The sequence below is a fragment of the Sodalis sp. RH15 genome (assembly GCF_047324255.1).
Lineage (GTDB): Bacteria > Pseudomonadota > Gammaproteobacteria > Enterobacterales > Enterobacteriaceae > Acerihabitans > Acerihabitans ligni.
The window spans coordinates 4,795,825-4,818,901 of sequence record NZ_CP178738.1 but is presented as its reverse complement, the minus strand read 5'-3'; the positions used below and the strand labels follow the sequence as shown (position 1 = coordinate 4,818,901).

20 protein-coding genes and 1 pseudogene are annotated in these 23,077 nt (G+C 56.7%); 19 read left to right on the top strand and 2 right to left on the bottom strand.

Annotated features, from left to right (window positions below; genetic code table 11):
• Positions 1-332 precede the first annotated feature (332 nt).
• The 4 genes from cysJ (at position 333) to ACL2XO_RS21925 (ending at position 5,737) form a co-directional block, all read left to right on the top strand.
• Positions 333-2,138 (top strand): NADPH-dependent assimilatory sulfite reductase flavoprotein subunit, encoded by a 1,806-nt coding sequence (gene cysJ / locus ACL2XO_RS21940; RefSeq protein ID WP_132926134.1) that lies wholly within the window; start codon positions 333-335, stop codon positions 2,136-2,138.
• Positions 2,138-3,838, top strand: a complete 1,701-nt coding sequence (cysI, locus tag ACL2XO_RS21935; protein ID WP_132926136.1) for an assimilatory sulfite reductase (NADPH) hemoprotein subunit — start codon at positions 2,138-2,140, stop codon at positions 3,836-3,838. Before cysJ ends, cysI begins: the two co-directional genes overlap by 1 nt.
• A 13-nt stretch (positions 3,839-3,851) precedes the next feature.
• Positions 3,852-4,586 (top strand): phosphoadenylyl-sulfate reductase, encoded by a 735-nt coding sequence (locus tag ACL2XO_RS21930; RefSeq protein WP_413725431.1) that lies wholly within the window; start codon positions 3,852-3,854, stop codon positions 4,584-4,586.
• 890 nt (positions 4,587-5,476) lie between these two features.
• Positions 5,477-5,737 carry a hypothetical protein gene (locus ACL2XO_RS21925; protein WP_413725430.1) on the top strand — a complete coding sequence of 87 codons (261 nt, stop codon included), beginning with the start codon at positions 5,477-5,479 and terminating at the stop codon, positions 5,735-5,737.
• 57 nt (positions 5,738-5,794) lie between these two features.
• Here ACL2XO_RS21925 and ACL2XO_RS21920 read toward each other — a convergent pair whose 3' ends face one another.
• Positions 5,795-6,850: an aminopeptidase gene (locus ACL2XO_RS21920; protein WP_203523822.1), complete on the bottom strand. Its 1,056-nt coding sequence runs from the start codon at positions 6,848-6,850 to the stop codon at positions 5,795-5,797.
• 260 nt (positions 6,851-7,110) lie between these two features.
• On the opposite strand from ACL2XO_RS21920, the gene cysG reads away from it, so the two are divergent.
• The 14 genes from cysG (at position 7,111) to ACL2XO_RS21850 (ending at position 19,759) form a co-directional block, all read left to right on the top strand.
• Positions 7,111-8,562: a siroheme synthase CysG gene (gene cysG / locus ACL2XO_RS21915; RefSeq protein ID WP_413741522.1), complete on the top strand. Its 1,452-nt coding sequence runs from the start codon at positions 7,111-7,113 to the stop codon at positions 8,560-8,562.
• Positions 8,563-8,572: 10 nt separating this feature from the next.
• Positions 8,573-9,481: a sulfate adenylyltransferase subunit CysD gene (gene cysD, locus ACL2XO_RS21910; RefSeq protein ID WP_203523820.1), complete on the top strand. Its 909-nt coding sequence runs from the start codon at positions 8,573-8,575 to the stop codon at positions 9,479-9,481.
• Between the two features lie 12 nt (positions 9,482-9,493).
• Positions 9,494-10,921 carry a sulfate adenylyltransferase subunit CysN gene (cysN, locus tag ACL2XO_RS21905; RefSeq protein ID WP_413741521.1) on the top strand — a complete coding sequence of 476 codons (1,428 nt, stop codon included), beginning with the start codon at positions 9,494-9,496 and terminating at the stop codon, positions 10,919-10,921.
• 2 nt (positions 10,922-10,923) lie between these two features.
• Positions 10,924-11,532 carry an adenylyl-sulfate kinase gene (cysC, locus tag ACL2XO_RS21900; protein WP_132926148.1) on the top strand — a complete coding sequence of 203 codons (609 nt, stop codon included), beginning with the start codon at positions 10,924-10,926 and terminating at the stop codon, positions 11,530-11,532.
• A 64-nt stretch (positions 11,533-11,596) separates the two neighbouring features.
• Entirely contained in the window at positions 11,597-11,950 is a 354-nt protein-coding gene (locus ACL2XO_RS21895; RefSeq protein ID WP_132926150.1) for a DUF3561 family protein, read from the top strand.
• 157 nt (positions 11,951-12,107) lie between these two features.
• Positions 12,108-12,425, top strand: a complete 318-nt coding sequence (ftsB, locus tag ACL2XO_RS21890) for a cell division protein FtsB (protein ID WP_132926151.1) — start codon at positions 12,108-12,110, stop codon at positions 12,423-12,425.
• Positions 12,425-13,147 (top strand): 2-C-methyl-D-erythritol 4-phosphate cytidylyltransferase, encoded by a 723-nt coding sequence (ispD, locus tag ACL2XO_RS21885; RefSeq protein WP_413741520.1) that lies wholly within the window; start codon positions 12,425-12,427, stop codon positions 13,145-13,147. Before ftsB ends, ispD begins: the two co-directional genes overlap by 1 nt.
• Before the next feature lie 28 nt (positions 13,148-13,175).
• The gene (gene ispF / locus ACL2XO_RS21880; protein ID WP_413741519.1) at positions 13,176-13,652 is read left to right on the top strand and encodes a 2-C-methyl-D-erythritol 2,4-cyclodiphosphate synthase; all 477 of its coding nucleotides are present in this window, start codon (positions 13,176-13,178) and stop codon (positions 13,650-13,652) included.
• Positions 13,652-14,689: a tRNA pseudouridine(13) synthase TruD gene (gene truD / locus ACL2XO_RS21875; protein WP_413743099.1), complete on the top strand. Its 1,038-nt coding sequence runs from the start codon at positions 13,652-13,654 to the stop codon at positions 14,687-14,689. The genes ispF and truD overlap by 1 nt, the downstream gene beginning before the upstream one ends.
• Before the next feature lie 191 nt (positions 14,690-14,880).
• Entirely contained in the window at positions 14,881-15,642 is a 762-nt protein-coding gene (gene surE / locus ACL2XO_RS21870; protein WP_132926156.1) for a 5'/3'-nucleotidase SurE, read from the top strand.
• Positions 15,636-16,262: a protein-L-isoaspartate(D-aspartate) O-methyltransferase gene (locus tag ACL2XO_RS21865; RefSeq protein WP_132926158.1), complete on the top strand. Its 627-nt coding sequence runs from the start codon at positions 15,636-15,638 to the stop codon at positions 16,260-16,262. The genes surE and ACL2XO_RS21865 overlap by 7 nt, the downstream gene beginning before the upstream one ends.
• 295 nt (positions 16,263-16,557) lie before the next feature.
• Positions 16,558-17,730, top strand: coding sequence for a murein hydrolase activator NlpD (nlpD, locus tag ACL2XO_RS21860; protein WP_413741518.1), 1,173 nt, complete (start codon positions 16,558-16,560; stop codon positions 17,728-17,730).
• 53 nt (positions 17,731-17,783) lie between these two features.
• Complete coding sequence (gene rpoS, locus ACL2XO_RS21855; protein WP_132926162.1) at positions 17,784-18,773, top strand: RNA polymerase sigma factor RpoS; 990 nt, start codon at positions 17,784-17,786, stop codon at positions 18,771-18,773.
• Between the two features lie 272 nt (positions 18,774-19,045).
• Positions 19,046-19,759, top strand: coding sequence for a helix-turn-helix transcriptional regulator (locus tag ACL2XO_RS21850; protein WP_132926164.1), 714 nt, complete (start codon positions 19,046-19,048; stop codon positions 19,757-19,759).
• A gap of 120 nt (positions 19,760-19,879) precedes the next feature.
• Here ACL2XO_RS21850 and mutS read toward each other — a convergent pair whose 3' ends face one another.
• Positions 19,880-22,444 (bottom strand): DNA mismatch repair protein MutS, encoded by a 2,565-nt coding sequence (gene mutS / locus ACL2XO_RS21845; protein WP_413741517.1) that lies wholly within the window; start codon positions 22,442-22,444, stop codon positions 19,880-19,882.
• 102 nt (positions 22,445-22,546) lie between these two features.
• Between mutS and ACL2XO_RS21840 the strand changes: the two are divergent.
• Positions 22,547-22,938, top strand: a pseudogene (locus ACL2XO_RS21840) (integrase arm-type DNA-binding domain-containing protein); the annotation flags it as partial.
• Positions 22,939-23,077 lie beyond the last annotated feature (139 nt).

The following is a 23,077-nucleotide window of genomic DNA, read 5'->3' as shown; positions in this document are numbered from 1 at the left end:
ATAAAAAACGAACGTTGCATGGTACAGAAATACCGCAAATCTTGCCATGCAATAATTAGCCGCAATTCTAACGCACTTTTACCGCTTTGCCCGGCGCATGTCCTGGATTTTCGTCGCTTGCGGCCACTTCGCCCTCCCTTTTTGCCGGAGCGGACAGGGGATTATTACTTTAATCGATAAGTTTAACCGAAATTACTCTTTAGGCTATTTGGTTATTTATTATTGCCATCGCATCTTTTATAGATTGCATCACACTGGGTAACCTTACAAACTCTAACGATCCCATAATAAATGCCCGGCTAACCCGGTAAGCATAAGGAAATTCAGCAGCAATGACGACTCAGGCTCCACCCACTTCTTTGCTCCCGTTGGATCCGGAACAATTGGCCCGTTTGCAAGCCGCCACCGGCGACCTCTCACCCTTGCAAATGGCCTGGCTATCCGGTTACTTTTGGGGGCAGGTCCAGCAACCGGTCACGGCGGTAGCCGCCGCGGCGCCGGCCCAGCCCAAGGCCCAGTCCGTCACGTTGCTGTCCGCCTCGCAAACCGGCAATGCGCGGCGGCTGGCCGAACAGCTGCGGGATGCCCTGATAGCCGCCCAGCTGGATGTCAATCTGGTGAACGCCGGCGACTATCGATTCAAGAATATCGCCCAGGAAAAGCTCCTGGTGATTATCGCCTCCACCCAGGGCGAGGGGGATCCGCCGGAAGAAGCGGTAGCCCTCTATAAATACCTGTTTTCGAAAAAGGCGCCGCGCCTGGATGATACCCAGTTTGCCGTATTCGGTCTGGGGGATACCTCATATGAGCATTTTGCCAAAATCGGCAAGGATTTTGATCAGCGCCTGGCGGAGCTCGGCGGGCAACGGCTGCATGACCGGGTTGATGCCGATGTGGAATATCAGGCCGTGGCGGAAGCCTGGCGCAAGGATATCGTAGCGCTGCTCAAAGAGCGGGTCCCGCGGGAAAGCCCGGCGGGGCAGCAACAGACCCTGAGCGGCGCCCTGGACCAAGTGGATGCGACGCCTTATACCAAAGAGCAGCCGCTGGCGGCGACGCTGTCGGTAAATCAAAAAATCACCAGCCGCCGGTCGGTAAAAGATATCCGGCACCTGGAAATTTCGCTGGGGGATTCCGGCCTGCGTTATCAGCCGGGCGATGCGCTGGGCGTCTGGTTTGAAAATGACCCGGCCCTGGTGGATGAGCTGTTGGAACTGCTGTGGCTCAAAGGCGAGCAGCCGGTGCAGGTGGACGGCACGCTGATGCCCCTGGCGGAGGCCCTGCGCGGCCATATTGAACTGACCCAGAATACCACCGTCATCGTGGAAAAATACGCCGCCCTGGCCCGTGATGAGGGATTGCTGTCCCTTACGGCCGATAAAGCCGCGCTGCAGCACTATGCCCAGACCACACCCATAGTGGATATGGTCCGGCAGGCGCCGGCGGAGCTGACCCCGGAGCAGCTGCTGGGCTTGCTCAGACCGCTGACGCCGCGCCTCTATTCCATCGCGTCGTCACAGGCCGAGACGGAAGACGAGGTGCACATTACCGTCGCCGCCGTGCGTTATGAGGTGGACGGACGGGCCCGCGCCGGCGGAGCGTCCGGATACCTGGCGGATCGGCTGGCGGAAGATGGCCAGGTGCGCGTTTTTATCGAGCATAATGATAATTTCCGCCTGCCCGAGAGCGGCGACACGCCGGTCATCATGATTGGTCCCGGCACCGGCATCGCCCCGTTTCGCGCGTTTATGCAGCAGCGGGAAGCGGATGGCGCCACCGGCAAGAACTGGCTGTTTTTCGGCAACCCGCATTTTACCGATGATTTCCTGTATCAGGTGGAATGGCAACGCTATAAAAAAGAGGGATTGCTCACCCGGATAGATCTCGCCTGGTCCCGGGATCAGGCCCAGAAAATTTATGTCCAGGATCGGTTGCGTGAGCAAGGCGCGGAAGTCTGGCGCTGGCTCCAGCAGGGCGCGCATATTTATGTTTGCGGCGACGCCAATCATATGGCAAAGGACGTCGAGCAGGCATTGCTGCAACTGGTGGCCGAACACGGCGGCATGGATACTGAACAGGCCGATGAATTTTTAAGTGAACTGCGCGTTGAGCGCCGTTATCAGCGGGACGTCTATTAATGAGTGAAAAAAAACCTTCCCCGCCCCTGTCCGATAATGAGCGGATAAAAGGGCAGAGCAATTTTCTGCGCGGTACCATCGCCGAAGATCTTAACGACACATTAACCGGCGGATTTACCAGCGATAATTTCCAGCTGATCCGCTTTCACGGCATGTATCAGCAGGATGACCGCGATCTGCGCGCCGAACGGGCTGAGCAGAAGCTGGAGCCGCTTATCAATATGATGCTGCGCTGCCGCCTGCCGGGGGGGATTATCACCCCTAAGCAATGGCTGGCCATCGATGAGTTCGCCGCCTCGGATACCCTGTACGGCAGCATTCGTCTCACCACCCGCCAGACCTTTCAGTTCCACGGCGTGCTTAAGCCCCATTTGAAGAAAGCGCATCAGATGCTGCACCGGCTGGGACTGGATTCCATCGCCACCGCCGGCGACGTTAACCGCAACGTGATGTGCAGCGCCAACCCGGTGGAGTCTGTGCTGCATCAGCAAGCCTATGAATGGGCGAAAAAAATATCCGAGCATCTGCTGCCCAGAACCCATGCCTACGCCGAAGTTTGGCTGGATGGTGAAAAAAGCGAAACCACCGATTCCGAACCGATTCTCGGGCCCGCTTATCTGCCGCGCAAGTTCAAAACCACGGTAGTTGTACCGCCCCTGAACGATGTGGATGCCTATGCCCACGATCTTAACTTCGTGGCCATTAGCGAACAGGGGCAATTAGTCGGCTTTAATGTCCTGGTGGGGGGCGGCCTGGCCATGACCCATGGCGATACCTCCACCTATCCCCGCGCCGCCAGCGAATTCGGCTACATTCCGGCGGAGCACACCCTGGCGTTCGCCGAGGCGGTGGTGGGCGTCCAGCGCGACTGGGGCAACCGTTCCAATCGCAAAAATGCCCGCACCAAATATACCTTGGAACGGGTGGGGGTTGAGGCGTTTAAAGCGGAAGTGGAAAGGCGCACCGGCATTCAATTCGAACCCATCCGCCCTTATCATTTTACCGAACGGGGCGATCGTTTCGGCTGGGTCAAAGGGGTGGAAAACCGCTGGCATCTTACCCTCTTTATTGAAAACGGCCGTATACTGGATTATCCGGACCGACTGCTCAAAACCGGGATGGCGGAGATCGCCCGTATCCATAAAGGGGATTTCCGGCTGACCGCCAACCAAAACCTGATTGTCGCCGGCGTGGCGACCCGTGATAAAGCCAAAATCGAGGCGCTGGCGCGGCAATACGGCCTGATCAATGACGACGTGACCCCGCAGCGCAAGGCCTCAATGGCCTGCGTGGCGTTTCCGACCTGTCCGCTGGCCATGGCGGAAGCGGAGCGTTTTCTGCCGGGGTTCGTGACCCAAGTGGAAGGGATCATGTCGGCCCACGGACTGGCGAACGACGAGATCATTTTAAGGGTGACCGGCTGTCCCAACAGCTGCGGCCGTTCCATGCTGGCGGAAATCGGCCTGGTGGGCAAAGCCGTCGGCCGCTATAACCTCTATCTGGGCGGCGATCGCAGCGGTGTGCGTATTCCGCGCATGTACCGGGAAAATATCACCGACAGCGAGATTTTAAAGATTATTGATGATACGACCGGCCGCTGGGCCGCCGAGCGCCAGCCGCAGGAAGCCTTTGGCGATTTTGTCTTGCGTGCCGGAATCGTCAAGCCGGTTATCGATCCGGCCCGCGACTTCTACGATTAACCCGGGGGTTTCTATGACCGAACTGAATCTGAACAGCCTTAACGCGCTGGATAAGGCGCAACAGACGGAGGCCCTGGCCGATATCAACCTTCGGCTGGAGGCGCTGACCGCCGAACAGAGGGTGGGCTGGGCGCTGGACAACCTGCCGGGGGAAGTGGTGCTGTCGTCCAGTTTCGGCATCCAGGCGGCGGTGTGTCTGCATCTGGTCACCCGACAACGGCCGAATATCCCGGTGATCCTCACCGATACCGGTTATTTGTTCCCGGAAACCTATCAGTTTATCGACGCCCTGACCGAAAAATTGCAGCTTAACCTGCAGGTCTTTCGCGCACAGCTGTCCCCCGCCTGGCAGGAAGCCCGCTACGGCAAGCTGTGGGAGCAGGGGGTGGAAGGTATCGAGCAATATAACCAAATCAATAAAGTCGAGCCCATGAACCGGGCGCTGAGCCAGTTGCAGGCGCAAAGCTGGCTGGCCGGCCTGCGCCGGGAGCAGTCCGGCAGCCGCGCCAGCCTGCCGGTGCTGGCTATCCAGCGCGGCGTATTCAAGCTGCTGCCGATTATCGACTGGGATAACCGCCAGGTGTACCAGTATCTGAAGCAGCATGGCCTGGATTACCATCCGCTGTGGGAACAGGGTTATCTTTCGGTGGGGGATACCCACACCACGCGCAAATGGGAGCCGGGTATGAGCGAAGAGGAAACCCGCTTTTTCGGCCTGAAGCGGGAATGCGGCCTGCACGAGGGCTGAGTTCGTGGTAAAACCTGCCGTGCAGACTTTTCAAGGGATAAGTTGCAGGTGTGTTGGCAATACTCGGCTTATCCATGAGCCTTGCCCCTATCGGGGCCGCGACGAATCGCGTTCAAATCTGTTCCCGGCAGATTTGTCGCGGCGTCGCCGCCTTCCTGCAACTCGAATTAGTTTGGGTATATTAATAAATCCCGCTAATCTATTTATAGGTTTAAATTATTGCAGAGCCTTGGTGGTTAATTATTCAGCATGCTGAAGTATGATAAATCTTTGTTTAAATATAACTGACTGAAACAAATCTAAGAATAAATATATCTTTATGTACCTTGGTTTTACCGGTCATTCATCATGACCTCATGTAAATTAATATGTCGCTATTCATAATTGTACGATCGTTAAAATCGGCATCTGCGTATCCTTTTTCCCCCAAACCCCGCCTAACGGCCCTATTTGTGACAGGCAGATGAATTTTTCTGGTCTTATATTTGCTGATTGTTTCCCGCTGCTTCCAGCTGTGCTGCAATATCTATTGAAAACCCATGATTTTCTTAATATCTTATCTTGTGATGCGACAGAACGCCCATTCATCCGCCTTGCCAAGTCTGACACAAATCATACTTAATCCTTAATTTCTTCATGATTTTTACGCAGAACTTACATTACAAGGGATTATTTTTCTTTAATGGAATAATAACGCCACTAAATAGTCTGTCTTTGAATAAAATATCAGAAAACCTCAAAGAAAATTGTTACCTGGACGAACTTTTCAACGCGCCGGATTACCTTCATTTTTAACGCTAGCGGCCAGACGGATAAATGACGCCATGCCGGCATGCCGCACTACGTTGGCCATTATCGTTTAACATTCATTCAATCTGACGGGTTATATCATGAACATAAAATTTTGTCTCGCCGGCGTTTTCATCGCTATACCTATTCTTTTCTCAGACGTGGTCTTCGCCGATCCGATCGTTGCTCCGTTCTGGACCGGCAATATGATGGATGATTTCAAACGGCCCAAACCCGCGCCGGTCGTCACCGCAAGCCAAAAGACCGCCGCCGCTCAGCCGCAGGCCTCAAAGATGAGCGGCGAGGTGAAAACGGGCATGGGCGCGCCTTTCTGGTCCGGTAACGCCATTGGGACTAAATAATCCCCCGGTAAGTGTAAGTTAGCCGGCGGCGGGCGAAGCACGCACCGTTGCCGGCGATTATCCCTTGGGCTTATCTGCCCCGGTGAGTCTTTCCAGCATCGGTCCGAGCAGCGCCAAGCTATCCCGGGCGCGTTTACCCATTTGGCCGGTGAGGTGGCGATCCAGGTAGGTCAGATTATCGAGGGGACTCTGGTAACGCACCATGCCGTGGGGGAAATTGCGGCTGACGTTGCGTTCACGGCATCGGTTTCCGGCGATGCCCGAACCGACATCCAGTACCGCGAAGCCGGCTTTGGCGAAGGGCAGGGCGTCGGTGCTGCATTCGGCGGCGGCGCGGATGCCGGTATTGAGTATCAACGGAATGCCCGCCTGGCGCGCCCGGGTTCCCAGGTCTTTCACCAGCCCCAGCAGACGGCTGTCGCCGCTGTCCGGACTGTAGTCCACCCGCAGTTTTTCGCCGCCGATCAGGCTATCAAGATTAATCACCAACAGGGTATTGCGCTTTTCCTGCGGCGTCATCCGCTGCAGATAATCCTCGGCCCCCAGGGTCTCGGGTTCGCCGGCGCTGAGCGCCACGAAACGCACCCCTACCGCGAGGGGAACCGGCCCGAGCCGCCGGGCCAGATCGAGCATGACGCCGACGCCGGAGGCATTATCGTCCACCCCCTGCAAGGTCAATCCGCCAAGATTGTTATTCAGATCGCCGTCGCTGCGCGGCATAAACGTATCTGAATGGGCAATGACCAAGATTTCGCCGCCGGTGGCGCCGGCTTTGGCGGCAATCACCGAGGTGGCGGAAATCTTGCGCCAGTCGGCCTTGCCGTCGCTGCCATGAAATTGGTATCGGGTATTAAAGGTACGCAGATTGCTTTGATAACCCATCTGCGCCAGGCGCCGCTGCAGGTATTCCGCAGCCATCAATTCAGCCGGACTTCCCGCCATGCGCCCGGGGAAATAGGTGGCGATATAGCGCATCTGCTCTTGCGCATAATGGTCTGGCGCCGCGAAGGCCGGCAGACATACCGTCAGCAAACCGCTTAAGCCCAGAACGAGCCTGGCGCGCTTACTGTGGCCCACGAACCTGGTTCGCGTAATGCGACCGAGGTGAAACATAAACCTTTTCCTTGTTAATCGATGCGGCTGTCTGTATTGCCGCTACTCACTGGGTATAGTATGTAACGCCCGCAGGGCTAACACAATTTGTACCCTCCGGCTTATGGCGCTTACCGCACGATTGGTTGCGCTTCGGCGGCCGTATGTCAATTGCAGCGTTATTCCATTAAAGCAAATGTAATTCCAATTAAGAATTTAATAGAACCTATCTGCAAGACGTATAGTCATTTTATTGCTAAGTCACATCGTTAAAGGTTGCCGTGGATTATTTACCTCTGTTTGCCGATCTCAGGCAACGCCCTGTGCTGGTTGTCGGCGGAGGCGATGTCGCCGCGCGTAAAATCCAATTGCTGCTGCGCGCCGGCGCGCAGGTCAGGGTGGTTGCGCGCCGGCTGTTGCCCGAACTGGAACAACAGGCGCAGTTGAAGGTTATCCACTGGCTTGGCCAGGAATTTTCCGAAGATATGCTGGAGGGCGTTTTCCTGGCGATCGCCGCCACCGATGATGGGGATCTCAATGCCGAGGTCTTTGCCGCGGCCGATAAGCGCCGGATATTGGTCAATGTGGTGGACTGCCAGCCCTTATGTTCCTTTATTTTCCCCTCCATTGTCGATCGGTCGCCGATAACCGTCGCCATCTCCTCCGGCGGGAAAGCGCCGGTGCTGGTGCGTATCCTGCGGGAAAAGCTGGAATCGCTGCTGCCGTCGTTCCTCGGGCCGATGGCGGATATTGCCGGTGCCTGGCGTGAACGGGTCAAACGGCATATCCCTTCGGTTGCCGGGCGCCGCCGTTTTTGGGAAAAGGCCCTTGACGGCCGCTTCGCCACCCTGGTGGCGCAGGGGCAGCTTGTTAATGCCGAGGAAGTCTTGCAACAAGGGCTGACAGCCAATGCCGAGGAAGCGCTGCAACAGGGGCTGACCGCCGAAGCAGAAGCCGGGGGCGACGTTGCGCTGGTGGGGGCCGGCCCCGGCGATAGCGGGCTGATGACCCTGCGCGGCCTGCAACTGATTCAACAGGCGGACGTGGTACTGTTCGATAACCTGGTGAGCGAGGACATCCTGGAACTGGTGCGGCGCGATGCCGAGCGGATTGCCGTGGGCAAACGGTGCGGCGCCCACTCCATGGCCCAGGAAGAGATCAATCGGCTGCTTATTCTTCATGCGCGGCAGGGCAAACGGGTGGTGCGCCTCAAAGGCGGCGACCCCTTTATATTCGGCCGCGGCGGCGAAGAGCTGCAGGCGGTGGCCGCCGCCGGCATTCCATTCCAGGTGGTGCCCGGCGTGACCGCCGCCGCCGGTGCCGCCGCCTACGCCGGCATCGCGCTGACCCACCGGGATCATGCCCAAAGCGTGACTTTTATCACCGGCCATCTGCGCCCCGGCGGCGAAAAGCTGGATTGGCCGGCCCTGGCCCGCGGCCGGCAAACGCTGGCGATTTATATGGGCGTGATGAAAGCGGCCGAAATCAGCCGGCAGCTCATCAAACACGGCCGATCGCCGCTCACGCCGGTGGCGGTTATCGGCCGCGGCACCCGGCCGGATCAGCAGGTTTTCACCGGCACGCTGGAAAAACTCGCTGACCTGGCGCAACAGGCGCCGACACCGGCCTTGCTGATTATCGGCGAAGTCGTCTCCCTGCATGACGAAATCGCCTGGTTCGGACAAACAGCTTTAGCGGCGCAGAAACGCGCGTCGTTGGTCAATCTGGCTTGAGGATGTAAATATGGATCAACAACGACTCACTCATTTGCGGCAACTGGAGGCGGAAAGTATCCATATCATCCGTGAAGTCGCCGCTGAATTCGCTAATCCCGTGATGATGTACTCCATCGGCAAAGACTCGTCGGTGATGCTGCATCTGGCGCGCAAGGCGTTCTTTCCCGGCACGCTGCCGTTCCCGCTGCTGCACGTGGATACCGGCTGGAAATTTCGCGAAATGTATGAGTTCCGGGATTATACCGCCAAAGCCTATGGCCTTGAATTACTGGTCCATCGCAATCCGGATGGGGTCGCCATGGGGATCAATCCCTTTATTCACGGCAGCGCCAAACACACCGACATCATGAAAACCGAAGGGCTGAAGCAGGCGCTGAATAAATACGGTTTCGATGCCGCCTTTGGCGGTGCGCGGCGCGATGAGGAAAAGTCCCGCGCCAAGGAACGCATTTACTCCTTTCGCGATCGCCTGCACCGCTGGGACCCGAAAAACCAGCGTCCCGAGCTGTGGCGCAACTACAACGGCCAAATCAACAAAGGGGAAAGCATCCGGGTATTCCCGCTCTCCAACTGGACCGAGCTGGATATCTGGCAGTACATCTTTTTGGAAAATATCGAAATCGTGCCGCTTTATCTGGCTAAGCCTCGTCCAATCCTGGAACGCGACGGCATGCTGATGATGGTGGACGACGACCGTATCAATTTACAACCCGGTGAAGTGATTGCCCAGCGGATGGTGCGTTTTCGCACCCTGGGCTGCTGGCCGCTCACCGGCGCGGTGGAATCCAACGCCCGCACCCTGCCGGAAATCATTGAGGAGATGCTGGTGGCCACCACCAGCGAACGGCAGGGCCGGGTAATCGACCGCGATCAATCCGGATCGATGGAACTGAAAAAGCGTCAGGGTTATTTTTAAGGAGCCATCGCCATGAATGATGTAATCGCTAAACAAATCGCCGAGCAGGGCGGTGTGGAGGCCTACCTTCACGCGCAGCAGCATAAGACCCTGCTGCGTTTTCTCACCTGCGGCAGCGTGGACGACGGCAAAAGCACCCTCATCGGCCGCCTGTTGCATGACACCCGGCAAATTTATGAAGACCAGCTCTCCACCCTGCATTCCGACAGCAAACGCCTGGGCACCCAGGGGGAAAAGCTGGATCTGGCCCTGCTGGTGGACGGCCTGCAGGCCGAGCGCGAGCAGGGTATTACCATTGATGTGGCGTACCGGTACTTCTCCACCGAAAAACGCAAATTCATCATTGCCGACACCCCGGGACATGAACAATATACCCGCAATATGGCCACCGGCGCCTCCACCTGCGATTTGGCGGTCCTGCTGATTGATGCGCGCAAGGGTGTCTTGGATCAAACCCGGCGGCACAGCTTTATCAGCACGTTGCTGGGGATCCGCCATCTGGTGGTGGCGGTAAACAAGATGGATCTGGTGGACTACGATCAGGCGGTTTTCGAACGGTTCAAACAGGATTATCTGCTGTTCGCCGAAGAGCTGCCGGTGGACTTGAGCATTACCTTTGTGCCCATTTCAGCCCTGGACGGCGATAACGTGGCGCAGCCGAGCCGCACCATGCCCTGGTATAAAGGCCCGACGCTGCTGGATGTCCTGGAAACGGTGGAAGTGATTCATCTGGACGAACAGCAGCCGATGCGTTTTCCGGTGCAGTATGTCAACCGCCCCAACCTGGATTTCCGCGGCTATGCCGGCACCGTCGCTTCAGGCGTATTGCGGGTCGGCCAGGCAATCAAAGTACTGCCCTCCGGCGTCACTTCCACCATTGCCCGCATTGTCACCTTTGACGGCGATTTGACCGAGGCCTGGTGGGGCGAGGCGGTGACCCTGGTTCTGGCGGATGAGGTGGACATCAGCCGCGGCGATATCATCGTGGATGCCAAAGAGACCCTGCAGCCGGTGCGTAACGCCAGCGTGGACGTAGTATGGATGACCGAGCAGCCGCTGGTGGCGGGGCAAAGTTTCGATATTAAAATCGCCGGTAAAAAGACCCGGGCCCGGGTGGAGAACATCCAGTACCAAGTGGAGATCAACAGCCTGACGCAGCGGGTGGCGGACAGCCTGCCCCTTAACGGCATCGGTTTGGTGGAACTGGCCTTCGACGAGCCGATGGTATTGGACAAATATCCGCATAACGCCGTAACCGGCGGCATGATTTTTATCGACAGGCTGAGCAATGTCACCGTCGGCGCCGGCATGGTCCGCGAACCGCTGGCGGACGTTTATCGGGAGCCGGCCCCTTACAGCGAGTTTGAACTGGAACTGAACGCTTTGGTCCGCCGACATTTTCCCCACTGGGGAGCCCGTGATTTAATGGGGGGGAAATAGCCATGGCGGACCCGGCGGAAGAGAATATCGTCTGGCACGATCATCCCGTGGCGCGGGAAGATCGCGAGAAACTGCACCGGCACCAGGGCGTGGTCATCTGGTTCACCGGCCTGTCGGGATCCGGTAAATCCACCCTCGCCGGCGCTCTCGAGCAGGCATTGCACCGGACGGGTGTAAGCACTTATTTATTGGATGGTGACAATGTCCGCCACGGTTTATGCCGGGATCTGGGTTTTAACGACGCCGACCGGCGGGAAAATATCCGCCGGGTGGGGGAAGTCGCCCGCTTGATGGTGGATGCGGGTCTGGTGGTGCTGACGGCGTTTATTTCGCCCCATCGCGCCGAGCGGCGCATGGTGCGCGATATGCTGCCGGCGGGACGTTTCATCGAAGTGTTCGTGGATACGCCGCTGGCGGTGTGCGAAGCCCGGGATCCGAAGGGGCTGTATAAAAAAGCCCGCGCCGGCAAGCTGCCTGATTTCACCGGTATCGACTCGGTTTATGAAGCGCCGGAACAGCCTGAAATTCATCTGGACGGCCAACAATTGGTAACATATTTGACCGACCATTTATTAGACCTGCTGCGCGGCCGCGTTATTATCAAACCCTGAGATATCTTGTCGGCTCTGCGTCTCGGAGCATGCCGGTGTATTTAGAGCCCAGGGATTAAGATGTATGCTGAATGTTACCCAGTCCAAGCACGTCATACCCGTTACGGTGAAGCCTATCAGCGCCCGTGGCGGTGAACGCGGAACCGAGGAGCCGGCCTATGGTTTCTGGGGCGCCATGGCGGGTTTTCTCTTTTATTGGGTGGCCTTCGCCGTGCCGATTATGGTTTATGGCGCCAACGCCCTGTTTTTCCTGCTCTACACCTGGCCGTTCTTCCTGGCGTTGCTGCCCCTGTCGGTCCTGATCGGTATTATTATCGGCACCCTGCTGGCGGCACGGGTCTTGCTGATGATACTGCTAAGCGGCCTGTCGGTATTCAGCCTTTTCTGGCTGGTTTTCTCCTTGCTCACCGGCTGGTAATGGCCGTTTTGGGTGAGTTCCGGTAACAAATGGTAAATAGCCATCATCAATCAGGGCGGAAAAACGTCTTTTTGCCGGTTTTGCACGTCATTTTATCGGCTGGAGTGGAGTCCGGTCACAAGTTATGGGATGATTGCGCAGTCTATCAGGGGGCGGAATGGGTAAACTAACGCTGCTATTACTGGTACTGCTTGGCTGGCTGCAATATTCCTTGTGGCTTGGAAAGAACGGTGTTCATGATTTAGTCCGGGTTCAGGACGACGTTTCGGTCCAGCAGGGCAGTAATGCCAAGCTTAAAGCGCGCAATGATCAGCTGTTTGCTGAAATCGACGATCTCAACGATGGCCAAGAGGCCATTGAAGAACGATCGCGCAATGAACTCGGCATGATAAAGCCGGGGGAAAGTTTTTATCGCCTGGTGCCGGATCAATCCAAACGCCAGCCGGCCGCCCCGATTTCACAAGATAATCAATAATGGCCTCTGAAGTTTTCCCCGATGTTATCGCCATCTTGCCGGCCGCCGGTATCGGCAGCCGCATGCAGAATGACTGTCCGAAGCAGTATCTCACCATCGCCGGTAAAACCTTGCTGGAGCATGCCGTTGAGGCGCTGCTGCGCCAGCCTTGCATCCGCCGGGTGATCGTGGCGGTGAGCGCGGACGATCGGCGCTTCGCCCGTCTGCCCCTGGCGGATAATCCGCGGGTGAGCCGGGTCATCGGCGGCAAGGAGCGGGCCGATTCGGTGATGGCCGCCCTGGACCAGGCCCATGGCGCCGACTGGGTGCTGGTACACGACGCCGCCCGCCCCTGTCTGCACCAGGACGATCTGGCGCGTTTGCTGGCGATTACCGCGTCCTCCGTCGTCGGCGGCATTCTGGCGACGCCGGTAAGGGACACCATGAAACGCGCCGGTCCCGGCGGCGCCATCGATCATACCGTGGAGCGCCGGGATCTCTGGCACGCACTGACGCCGCAATTATTCCCGCTGCCGCTGCTCAAGTCCTGCCTTTCCCGTGCGCTGAACGACGGCGCCGTGATCACCGATGAAGCGTCGGCGCTGGAGCATTGCGGTTACCAGCCGCTGCTGGTGCCCGGCCGTTCGGACAATATCAAAATTACCCGCCCGGAAGATCTGGCGTTGGCGGCATTCTATTTTTCCCGATTGTTATCCCCCTCGTTGCAAAACGCGCACTTTTAACGCGCCCGCATAAAAAGGAGAACCGTTAATGCGAATCGGTCATGGTTTTGATGTGCATAAATTCGGCGGGCCCGGCCCGCTGGTTATCGGCGGCGTCCGCATACCCTACAGCCAGGGCCTGTTGGCGCATTCCGATGGCGATGTGGCGCTGCATGCCGCCACCGATGCCCTGCTCGGCGCCGCGGCGCTGGGGGATATCGGCAAGCTGTTTCCGGATACCGATCCGGCGTTTAAAGGCGTCGACAGTCGGGTGCTGCTGCGGGAGGCCTGGCAACGCATCCGGGCCAAAGGCTACCGTCTGGGCAACATCGATATTACCCTTATCGTCCAGGCGCCGAAAATGGCGCCGCATATTCCGCAGATGCGCATCAATATCGCCGAAGATCTCGGCTGTCATATGGACGAGGTCAGCATAAAGGCCACCACCACCGAGCAATTGGGGTTTACCGGCCGGGGCGAGGGCATTGCCTGCGAGGCGGTGGTCTTGCTGCATAAAACCCTATGATGGATTTCCAGACACTGTACCGCCTGCATGGCGAACCGGCGGCGAGCGGCCTTATCAAGGCCCGCCCGGAGGATTTCCTGGTGCAGGAAGACCTGGGCTTCGAGCCGGACGGTGAAGGGGAACACGTTCTGGTGCGCGTGCGCAAACAGGATTGCAATACCCCTTTCGTGGCGCAGGCTCTGGCGAAATTCGCCGGCCTGCCCGACCGGGCGGTGAGTTATGCCGGCTTGAAAGATCGCCATGCGGTGACCGAACAATGGTTCTGCCTGCACTTGCCCGGCAAGGAAACGCCGGATTTCAATGCCTTCCAGCTGGCGGGATGCACTGTCCTGCAAACCCACCGCCATCGCCGAAAACTGCGCATCGGCACCCTGAAGGGCAACTGCTTCACCCTGGTGCTGCGCGACGTCAGCAATCTCCCGGCGGTTGAGCAACGGTTAACGGCTATCGGCAGGGACGGCGTGCCGAATTACTTCGGCAGCCAGCGTTTCGGCCATCAGGGCAACAATATCGCCCAGGCGCTGCATTGGGCCCGTGGGGAAATTCACGTCAAAGATCGCGCCAAACGCAGTTTTTATCTCTCCGCCGCCCGCAGCGCCCTGTTCAACGCCGTGGTGAGTGAACGGCTGTCCCGCTTGGGGCGCTGGCATCTTATGAGCGGCGACGCGCTGCAGCTGGCAGGCCGGGGCAGCTGGTTTGTCGCCACTGACGACGAACTGCCCTCCCTGGATGCGCGCGTGCGGCAAGGCGAGCTGAACATCACCGCGCCCTTGCCGGGAAACGGCGAGCCGGGCACGGTGCGTGAAGCCTTGCTGTTTGAGCAAGCCTGTCTGGAGCGCCAGCCCGACCTGCTGGCGTTGCTTGTCCGCGAGCGGGTAGAGCCGGCCCGCCGCGCCATGCTGCTCCATCCGGCGGACATGCAGTGGCGCTGGCATGACGACGCCACCTTGCAGCTGTCGTTTGCGCTGCCCGCGGGAAGTTTCGCCACCAGTGTGGTGCGTGAATTGCTGGACGCGCCGCTTGAGGGCGCCTGGTGATCCCGGCCGCGGCGAATTTTACGTAACGGCCTGAACTCCAGGCTTCACCACCGTGGCGTTTCATGCCATTATTGCTTTTATTCCCAGCCTGCTGCCGTTCATTGATAACCTCAAGGAACAGGCTGGTTTTTGCGTCCTATGGGTGGACGGCGCGTTATTCACTATTAATAATTAATAAAGCCAATCATGATATGCGCATATTGCTAAGTAATGATGATGGAGTCCATGCCCCCGGCATTCAAACGCTGGCGGTTGCCCTGCGTGAATTTGCCGACGTGCAGATTGTCGCGCCCGATCGCAACCGGAGCGGGTCGTCCAACTCGTTGACGCTGGATATGCCGTTAAGAACGGTTAAGCACGCCAACGGCGATATCGCGGTACAGTCCGGCACGCCTACGGATTGTGTTTACCTCGGCGTGAACGTCCTGATGCGGCCGGTGCCGGAGATCGTGGTATCGGGTATCAATGCCGGCGCGAATCTGGGGGACGACGTCATCTATTCCGGTACCGTTGCCGCGGCTATGGAGGGACGGCATCTGGGGTTCCCGGCGCTGGCTATCTCCCTCAACGGCGAACGACATTACGATACCGCCGCCATGGTGGCCTGCCGCCTGATCCGGGCGTTGGCGCAGGAGCCGCTGCGCACCGGTAAAATCCTTAACGTCAACGTACCGGATCTGCCGTTGTCTTCACTGAAGGGCATTAAGGTGACCCGCTGCGGCAGCCGACATCCCGCCAATCAGGCCATCGCGCAGCGGGACCCCCGCGGGCACGAAATGTTCTGGATCGGGCCGCCGGGGGAAACCTTTGATAACGGGCCCGATACCGATTTCGCCGCCATTGAGCAAGGCTTTGTTTCCATCACGCCGCTGCAGGTGGATTTGACCGCCTATTCCGCCCAATCGGTACTCACGTCATGGCTGGCTAAAGCGGAGGTCAGCGGGAAATGGTAAACCGGCGCACGCAGACACTGATAGCTCAACTCAGGCAGCAAGGCATCCAGGATGAGCGGCTGCTGCAGGCGATAGAAACTGTCCCCCGGGAACGCTTTATCGATGAAGCCTTCGAGCACAAGGCTTACGATAATACGGCCTTGCCCATAGGCTCCGGCCAGACCATCTCCCAGCCTTATATCGTCGCCCGCATGACCGAGCTGCTGCGACTGCAGCCCACCTCCAGGGTCTTGGAAATCGGCACCGGCTCAGGCTATCAGACCGCGATTCTGGCCCACCTGGTGCAGCATGTCTGCTCGGTGGAGCGCATAAAAAAGCTGCAATGGCAGGCCAAGCGCCGCCTGAAACAGCTGGATCTGCATAATGTCTCCACCCGTCACGGCGACGGATGGCTGGGCTGGCCATCCCGCGGACCCTTCGACGCCATTATCGTTACCGCCGCGCCGCCGGAAATACCTTCCGCCCTGATGGCGCAATTGGATGAGGGCGGCATTATGGTGTTGCCGGTGGGAGAGGATACCCAGGACCTGACCACCGTTCGCCGCCAGGGCGGCGAATATCTGGTGGAAACCGTGGAAGCGGTTCGTTTCGTGCCGCTGATTAAAGGGGAACTGGCGTAACGCCGCCCTGGCGATAGATTAGCGAATTTCATGTATCAGACCTTGACCTTCCCCGATGCTAACGGAGCGGACCTGTCCCCCCTTTGTCACTATCGCCTTTTTTTAAACTTCTATACAACTGGTGTATGGCACCCTCCGCCTTATATTGCTAGCATTGACAACAGAATGTTTGTTTTCGGAAAGCGCTGAAAATACTCTCATTCATGGGGTCATGAGAGGTAATTGGATGTATAACGTTAGTGTCTAGCATGTTTGGAATGATAATTGGCGTTGCTGCCATAGGGGAGAGATGAGCATGGGAAGCCCAAAATGCTATTGGCGCCGCGTTGCGGTTTGTGCAATGGCGGGCAGTATCGGGTTGGCCGGTTGCGCCAGTAATGAATCTTCAGCACCTATCAGCAGCGTGGGCGGCGATAATAACGGCGAAATGACGACTCCGCCACCCCCGTCGCAAATGTCGATGCCGATGCCGGTTCAGCAAAATCGGGCCGCACCCGTCAGTGGAATCAACACCCCCCAGCAAGGGAATTATGTTTATAACCGCAGTTACAATACCATTCCCAAAGGTTCCTATGCCGGCGGCTCCACGTACCAGGTAAAGCGGGGCGATACGCTGTTCTATATCGCCTGGATCACCGGTAACGATTACCGCGATTTGGCAAAAAGAAATAATATTTCGGAACCTTATGGGTTAAATGTTGGTCAAACATTACAGGTAAGTAACGGAACGGCACCCCTTACCGGTAGCACAGCTGTAGTAAGTAACGGAACGACATCACCTCAACCCGGTAGCGGAGCCGTAACGGGTGGCGGCGGCATGCTGGCAGGCACCTATAATCGGCCGATCAGCGCAGGCGCCAATGTCGTACCAAACCCGCCGTCAAATACGAAAATGGTGAGCACGGGTATTGATTCCCAAGCAAACAATGCGTATTCTGACGATTCAGGTAAACAGAATGTAGGGAAAATGTTGCCCTCAAACGGCAGCAAAATGTTACCCTCATCTGGCGCTGTTGTGACCACCACTGTCACGACAACCGCGCCAGTTACCGCCCCAAGCACGACGTCAGGCGCTGTTTCGTCTGGCAGCACTGCGATAGCCGGCTGGCGCTGGCCGACGGACGGGAAAATCATCGACAGCTTCTCCGCGGCAGAAGGCGGAAACAAGGGCATCGATATTTCCGGTTCACGCGGACAGCCTGTGAAGGCTACGGCAGATGGCCGGGTTGTTTATGCCGGCAACGCGCTGCGAGGATATGGTAATCTGATAATCATCAAACATAATGATGACTATCTGAGTGCTTACGCCCATAATGATACGATGCTGGTCCGGGAACAACAGGAAGTGAAGGCGGGACAGTCTATCGCTACCATGGGTAGTACAGGAACCAGCTCAGTAAGATTGCATTTTGAAATTCGTTACAAGGGGAAATCCGTAAACCCGCTGCGTTATCTTCCGCAGCGATAAATTGGTCGGAATATTTCGGTATTCTGTCCTGGGATCACGGGTAGGAGCCACTTATGAGCCAAAATACGTTGAAGCTTAACGAGTTACATGAAGATGCTGAATTCGATGAGAATGGTGCTGAAACATTTGACGAGAAGGCGCTGGTAGATGAGCCCGCTGATAATGATTTAGCGGAAGAAGAGCTGCTTTCTCAGGCAGCAAGCCAGCGAGTGCTGGATGCTACTCAGCTTTATTTGGGTGAGATCGGATATTCGCCGCTGCTTACCGCTGAGGAAGAAGTTTATTTTGCCAGACGTGCACTTCGGGGTGATGTTGCCTCACGGCGTCGGATGATTGAAAGTAACCTGCGGCTGGTGGTGAAGATTGCCCGTCGTTACGGTAATCGCGGACTTGCCTTACTGGATTTGATTGAGGAAGGCAACCTCGGCCTGATTCGTGCGGTAGAGAAATTCGATCCTGAAAGGGGATTCCGTTTTTCTACTTACGCAACCTGGTGGATTCGGCAGACTATTGAACGGGCGATCATGAATCAAACCCGTACCATTCGTTTACCAATCCATATCGTAAAAGAACTGAACGTTTATCTGCGTACCGCCAGAGAACTGTCACATAAACTGGATCACGAGCCAAGCGCGGAAGAAATCGCCGAGCAGCTTGATAAACCCGTTGATGATGTCAGTCGCATGCTGCGGCTTAACGAGCGGATAACATCAGTTGATACCCCGCTGGGTGGGGATTCCGAAAAAGCGCTGCTGGATATCTTGTCTGACGAGAAAGACAGCGGGCCGGAAGATACCACTCAAGACGATGACATGAAACAAAGCATCGTGAAATGGTTATTCGAACTGAATGCCAAACAGCGCGAAGTGCTGGCCAGACGTTTCGGTTTGTTAGGCTATGAAGCCGCTACGCTTGAAGATGTCGGTCGTGAAATCGGTTTGACCCGCGAGCGCGTTCGTCAAATCCAGGTTGAAGGGCTGCGTCGACTGCGTGAAATCCTGCAAGGGCAGGGGCTGAACCTCGAGGCACTTTTTCGCGAATAATACCCGCGAATTTGCCCGGCGCGCCACATAAAAACGGTGGGATGTAAATCCCACCGTTTTTTATTGTGCCGCCGCACATGGAACCTTCAACGGTGGCATGTTTGGTCAGCGTGAGTCCTCCCGTCTCCTGCACAATTTTTTAACGTTGTTTACACGACGCTAAAGTTTGAGCAGGTCCTACTCTGTTGAATGCCATCAATGTGAGTATTGTTAACTTTACCCAATGGAAAAGTAATTTCTTTGAGTCGTTTAACAATCTGCAGGAGGCCTATATGGAGCAGCAAAACACACCGGGGAATGGATGTTTAACGATTGATTCATTGAGTAAAATTCCCATCATCTCGATGATGGAACATTCGACAATCCCCTGGGCGATAAAAACTAATGATTCTCGTTTTGTTTACATCAATGAATCGTGCATGGATTTTTTTAATATCCCGGCTGGGTTTGACTTTGAGGGTCGGCTTGACGAGGAATTTCCAACCAAATGGTCCGAACAGGCCCCTGAATATAAGGCGCATGATAGAAAGGCCGAGTCCAGTAAAGAGGGTGCGGAAATCATCACGACATCCTATTTTGGTCGCGATTCCATACTAGAGCCGTGGTACTGTCCAAAATTTCCTATATACAATCACGATGGAGAGGTTATCGGCAGTATTTTTTATGGTAAAAAATTTAACTTCCTTTCTGTGTGCGATTTTTTCAATAATCTAAAGCCATCCATTATCACATTGACTCCTCCAGACAATATTTTTACTGAAAAGGAACTCGATGTAATTTTTTACGCAACTCAAAAACTTACATCTAAAGAGATTGCCGGCAGATTGTGTCTTTCAGCCAGAACCGTCGAGAACAGATTGGGTGTGATCTATAGTAAAATCGGCGTCAATTCCTCACAAGGACTCATTGAATACTGCCAAAATTCCGGGTTAAGCAGCTATGTCCCCAAAAAAATCCTCAGGCAGGGTGTGGATTTTTTTTGGTAAAAGAACAGAAGGTTTAATTTTAGCCCGCCCCGAGCGGGCTTTTGAATTGTTAAGGCTGAACCTGTGACGTCGGGAAGCGGTGGCGGGAGTCATGCCACCGCCAAAAACACAGCAATATGATTACAGCATTCCCTTCAGCCGGTAGAGCCACTCCAGGGCCTGGCGCGGAGACAGCGCGTCGGGATCCAGTTCGGTCAATGCCGTCACTACCGGCGATATCTCTTCCGGCTCCGGCTGCAGCAACGAGAGCTGTGAACCATCCACTGTACCGGTGGCGGCGTGGACAGACAGGTTTTCCAGCTCCTTCAGCTTTTGCCGGGCGCGTTTAATCACCTCCCGCGGCACACCCGCCAATGCCGCCACCGACAGGCCGTAGCTCTTGCTGGCGGCGCCGTCCTGTACGGTATGCATAAACGCAATGGTCTCTCCCTGTTCCAGCGCGTCCAGATGCACATTCACCACCCCTTCCATTTTTTCCGGTAGCTGGGTGAGCTCAAAATAATGGGTGGCGAACAGGGTCATGGCCTTGATGCGGCCGGCGAGGCTCTCGGCGCAGGCCCAGGCCAGGGAGAGCCCGTCATAGGTAGAGGTGCCCCGGCCGATTTCATCCATCAGCACCAGGCTTTGCGGCGTCGCGTTATGTAAAATATTCGCCGTTTCGGTCATCTCCACCATAAAGGTGGAACGGCCCGAGGCTAAATCGTCCGCCGCTCCCACACGGGTGAAGATGCGATCCACCGGACCGATGACCGCCTGTGCGGCCGGCACAAAGCTGCCGATATAGGCCATCAGCACAATCAGCGCGTTCTGCCGCATATAGGTGCTTTTACCGCCCATGTTCGGACCGGTAATAATCAGCATCCGCCGCTGGGCCGACAGCGCCAGCGGATTGGCGATAAAGGGTTCGCTCAGCACCTGCTCCACCACCGGATGGCGGCCGGCGGTGATTTTGACGCCGGGCACGCTGGTGAGGGTCGGGCAGACATAATCCAGGGTTTCCGCCCGTTCCGCCAGATTGCTCAGCACGTCCAGCTCCGACAGCGCCGCCGCGCTTTGCTGCAATGCCGCCAAATGGGGCAACAGCATATCGAACAGCTGATCGTAAAGCGCCTTTTCCAGCGCCAGGGCTTTGCCTTTGGACGTCAGCACCTTGTCTTCGTATTCTTTCAGCTCCGGAATAATATACCGCTCAGCGTTTTTGAGCGTTTGACGGCGGACATAATGGATCGGCGCCTGACGGCTCTGACCGCGGCTGAGCTGAATATAATAACCGTGCACGGCGTTGAAGCCCACCTTCAGCGTGTCCAGGCCGGTACGTTCCCGCTCCCGCAGCTCAAGCCGGTCCAGATAATCCGTGGCGCCGTCCGCCAGCGCCCGCCACTCATCCAGTTCCGCATTATAGCCCGGCGCGATGACGCCGCCGTCCCGCACCAGTATCGGCGGCGTTTCCACCACCGCCCGTTCCAGCAGTTCTTTCAGGTCGGTAAACAGCCCGGTTTGCCCGAGCAGCAGCCGGATATGTTCGTTGTCATACCCGGCGAGCACGGCGTGAATTTCCGGCAGTTGCTGAAAAGCATGGCGCATGCGTCCCAGATCGCGGGGACGGGCGGAGCGGAGCGCCAGGCGCGCCAGCACCCGTTCCAAATCCCCCACTTGCCGCAGCAGGGGCTGCAGCTCGGCATAACACTCCTGCAGGGCCTGTATGGTTTGCTGGCGATGGGTCAACACGGCGATATCCCGGGTGGGCATATGCAGCCAGCGTTTCAGCATGCGGCTGCCCATAGGCGTCACGGTATGATCCAGAATATCCGCCAGCGTATTATCGGTTCCGCCGCCGAGATTCTGGGTCAACTCCAGATTGCGGCGGGTAGCGGCATCCATCACGATACCGTCCTGCTGGCGCTCCAGGGTGACGGCGCGGATATGCGGCAGACTGGTACGCTGGGTATCCTTAGCGTACTGCAGCAGGCAGCCGGCTGCCCGCAGGGCCCGCACGGCGCGCTCGATGCCGAAACCGTTCAAATCACGGGTGCCGAACTGCAGATTGAGCTGCTGGCGGGCGGTTTCCAGCTCGAATTCCCAAATCGGCCGCCGGCGCAATCCCCGCCGATGCTCAATCAAACCCATTTCCGAAAAGGTCTCCGGATAAAGCAGCTCCGCCGGGTTGGTGCGCTGCAGCTCGGCGGCCATGGCCTCGCTATCCGCCGGCTCGCAAACCAGAAAACGTCCGGAGCTGATATCCAGGGTGGCATAACCGTAGCTTTGCTGGTCATGCCATACCGCCGCCAGCAGGTTGTCCTGGCGCTCGCTCAGCAGGGCTTCATCGCTCAAGGTGCCCGGCGTCACGATCCGCACCACCCGACGCTCCACCGGGCCTTTGGTAAGGGCAGGATCGCCGATTTGCTCGCAGATGGCCACCGATTCGCCGAGCTGAACCAGCTTGGCCAGATAGGTCTCCACCGCATGATAAGGTACGCCGGCCATGGGAATCGGCTCGCCGGCGGATTGTCCCCGCCGGGTCAGGGAAATATCCATCAGCTGCGACGCCCGTTTGGCGTCGTCAAAAAACATCTCGTAGAAATCCCCCATCCGATAGAACAACAGGATATCCGGATGCTGCGCCTTCAGGCGCAGGTACTGCTGCATCATGGGTGTATGGCTGTCTAAATCTTCTGTGGTACTCATGGAGTTATGATATCCATTTCTCTGTTTTTCATGAAGTTAGTGATGATGATTGTTCTCATGAATTATCACTTATAGCGTAGCGCCCATGATAACGGAGTCTTTATGGCAGGGAAACAAGCGGGGATGCCTCTTTCGTCAAAAGCGATAGAAATGATGAAACCTACAGATAAAGATAAGGCTGATACCGGTGAAAACCGTGGCCTGCGTGTTGGTTGCGGTTCGACCGGCGTCAAAACCTTTTTTTACCGTTATACCAGCCCACTGATCAATAAGCTGACCCAGGTCAAAATCGGCAACTTCCCGCACACGTCACTGGCCGTGGCGCAAAGGTTCAGGCTGGCGGTCTTCTAAGGGAACTCACGCTGGCACACGAGTTTGCCATTGGCTTAGGGTGCTTGGAAGAAAGTTTTGCTAATCCGACCTTGCTGGCAAAATCAAGTTTACGGCAGACCAGAATCAAGCTCACCTGTGGGGATTACCGTATGATGCTGAGTGCAAGAAGTGGTTGCAGGTATGGACGGATTATCTGGATAGCCTGGAATAGGGATAAATCTGATTTGTACTGACTCGTAATTAATCTGACAGCCTTGCTACTCTGGGTCCAATCAGATCTGACAGTCAGCTTAGTGAATC

Excerpts from the sequence above, each read along its gene's own strand:
- mutS (WP_413741517.1), bottom strand. The coding sequence starts at position 22,444 with ATGAGTACCACAGAAGATTTAGACAGCCATACACCCATGATGCAGCAG.
- cysN (WP_413741521.1), top strand. The coding sequence starts at position 9,494 with ATGAATGATGTAATCGCTAAACAAATCGCCGAGCAGGGCGGTGTGGAG.
- ACL2XO_RS21895 (WP_132926150.1), top strand. The coding sequence starts at position 11,597 with ATGCTGAATGTTACCCAGTCCAAGCACGTCATACCCGTTACGGTGAAG.
- truD (WP_413743099.1), top strand. The coding sequence starts at position 13,652 with ATGGATTTCCAGACACTGTACCGCCTGCATGGCGAACCGGCGGCGAGC.
- nlpD (WP_413741518.1), top strand. The coding sequence starts at position 16,558 with ATGGGAAGCCCAAAATGCTATTGGCGCCGCGTTGCGGTTTGTGCAATG.
- cysJ (WP_132926134.1), top strand. The coding sequence starts at position 333 with ATGACGACTCAGGCTCCACCCACTTCTTTGCTCCCGTTGGATCCGGAA.
- ACL2XO_RS21850 (WP_132926164.1), top strand. The coding sequence starts at position 19,046 with ATGGAGCAGCAAAACACACCGGGGAATGGATGTTTAACGATTGATTCA.
- ispD (WP_413741520.1), top strand. The coding sequence starts at position 12,425 with ATGGCCTCTGAAGTTTTCCCCGATGTTATCGCCATCTTGCCGGCCGCC.
- cysD (WP_203523820.1), top strand. The coding sequence starts at position 8,573 with ATGGATCAACAACGACTCACTCATTTGCGGCAACTGGAGGCGGAAAGT.
- ACL2XO_RS21920 (WP_203523822.1), bottom strand. The coding sequence starts at position 6,850 with ATGTTTCACCTCGGTCGCATTACGCGAACCAGGTTCGTGGGCCACAGT.
- ACL2XO_RS21925 (WP_413725430.1), top strand. The coding sequence starts at position 5,477 with ATGAACATAAAATTTTGTCTCGCCGGCGTTTTCATCGCTATACCTATT.
- ACL2XO_RS21865 (WP_132926158.1), top strand. The coding sequence starts at position 15,636 with ATGGTAAACCGGCGCACGCAGACACTGATAGCTCAACTCAGGCAGCAA.
- surE (WP_132926156.1), top strand. The coding sequence starts at position 14,881 with ATGCGCATATTGCTAAGTAATGATGATGGAGTCCATGCCCCCGGCATT.
- ACL2XO_RS21930 (WP_413725431.1), top strand. The coding sequence starts at position 3,852 with ATGACCGAACTGAATCTGAACAGCCTTAACGCGCTGGATAAGGCGCAA.
- ispF (WP_413741519.1), top strand. The coding sequence starts at position 13,176 with ATGCGAATCGGTCATGGTTTTGATGTGCATAAATTCGGCGGGCCCGGC.
- rpoS (WP_132926162.1), top strand. The coding sequence starts at position 17,784 with ATGAGCCAAAATACGTTGAAGCTTAACGAGTTACATGAAGATGCTGAA.
- ftsB (WP_132926151.1), top strand. The coding sequence starts at position 12,108 with ATGGGTAAACTAACGCTGCTATTACTGGTACTGCTTGGCTGGCTGCAA.
- cysI (WP_132926136.1), top strand. The coding sequence starts at position 2,138 with ATGAGTGAAAAAAAACCTTCCCCGCCCCTGTCCGATAATGAGCGGATA.
- cysC (WP_132926148.1), top strand. The coding sequence starts at position 10,924 with ATGGCGGACCCGGCGGAAGAGAATATCGTCTGGCACGATCATCCCGTG.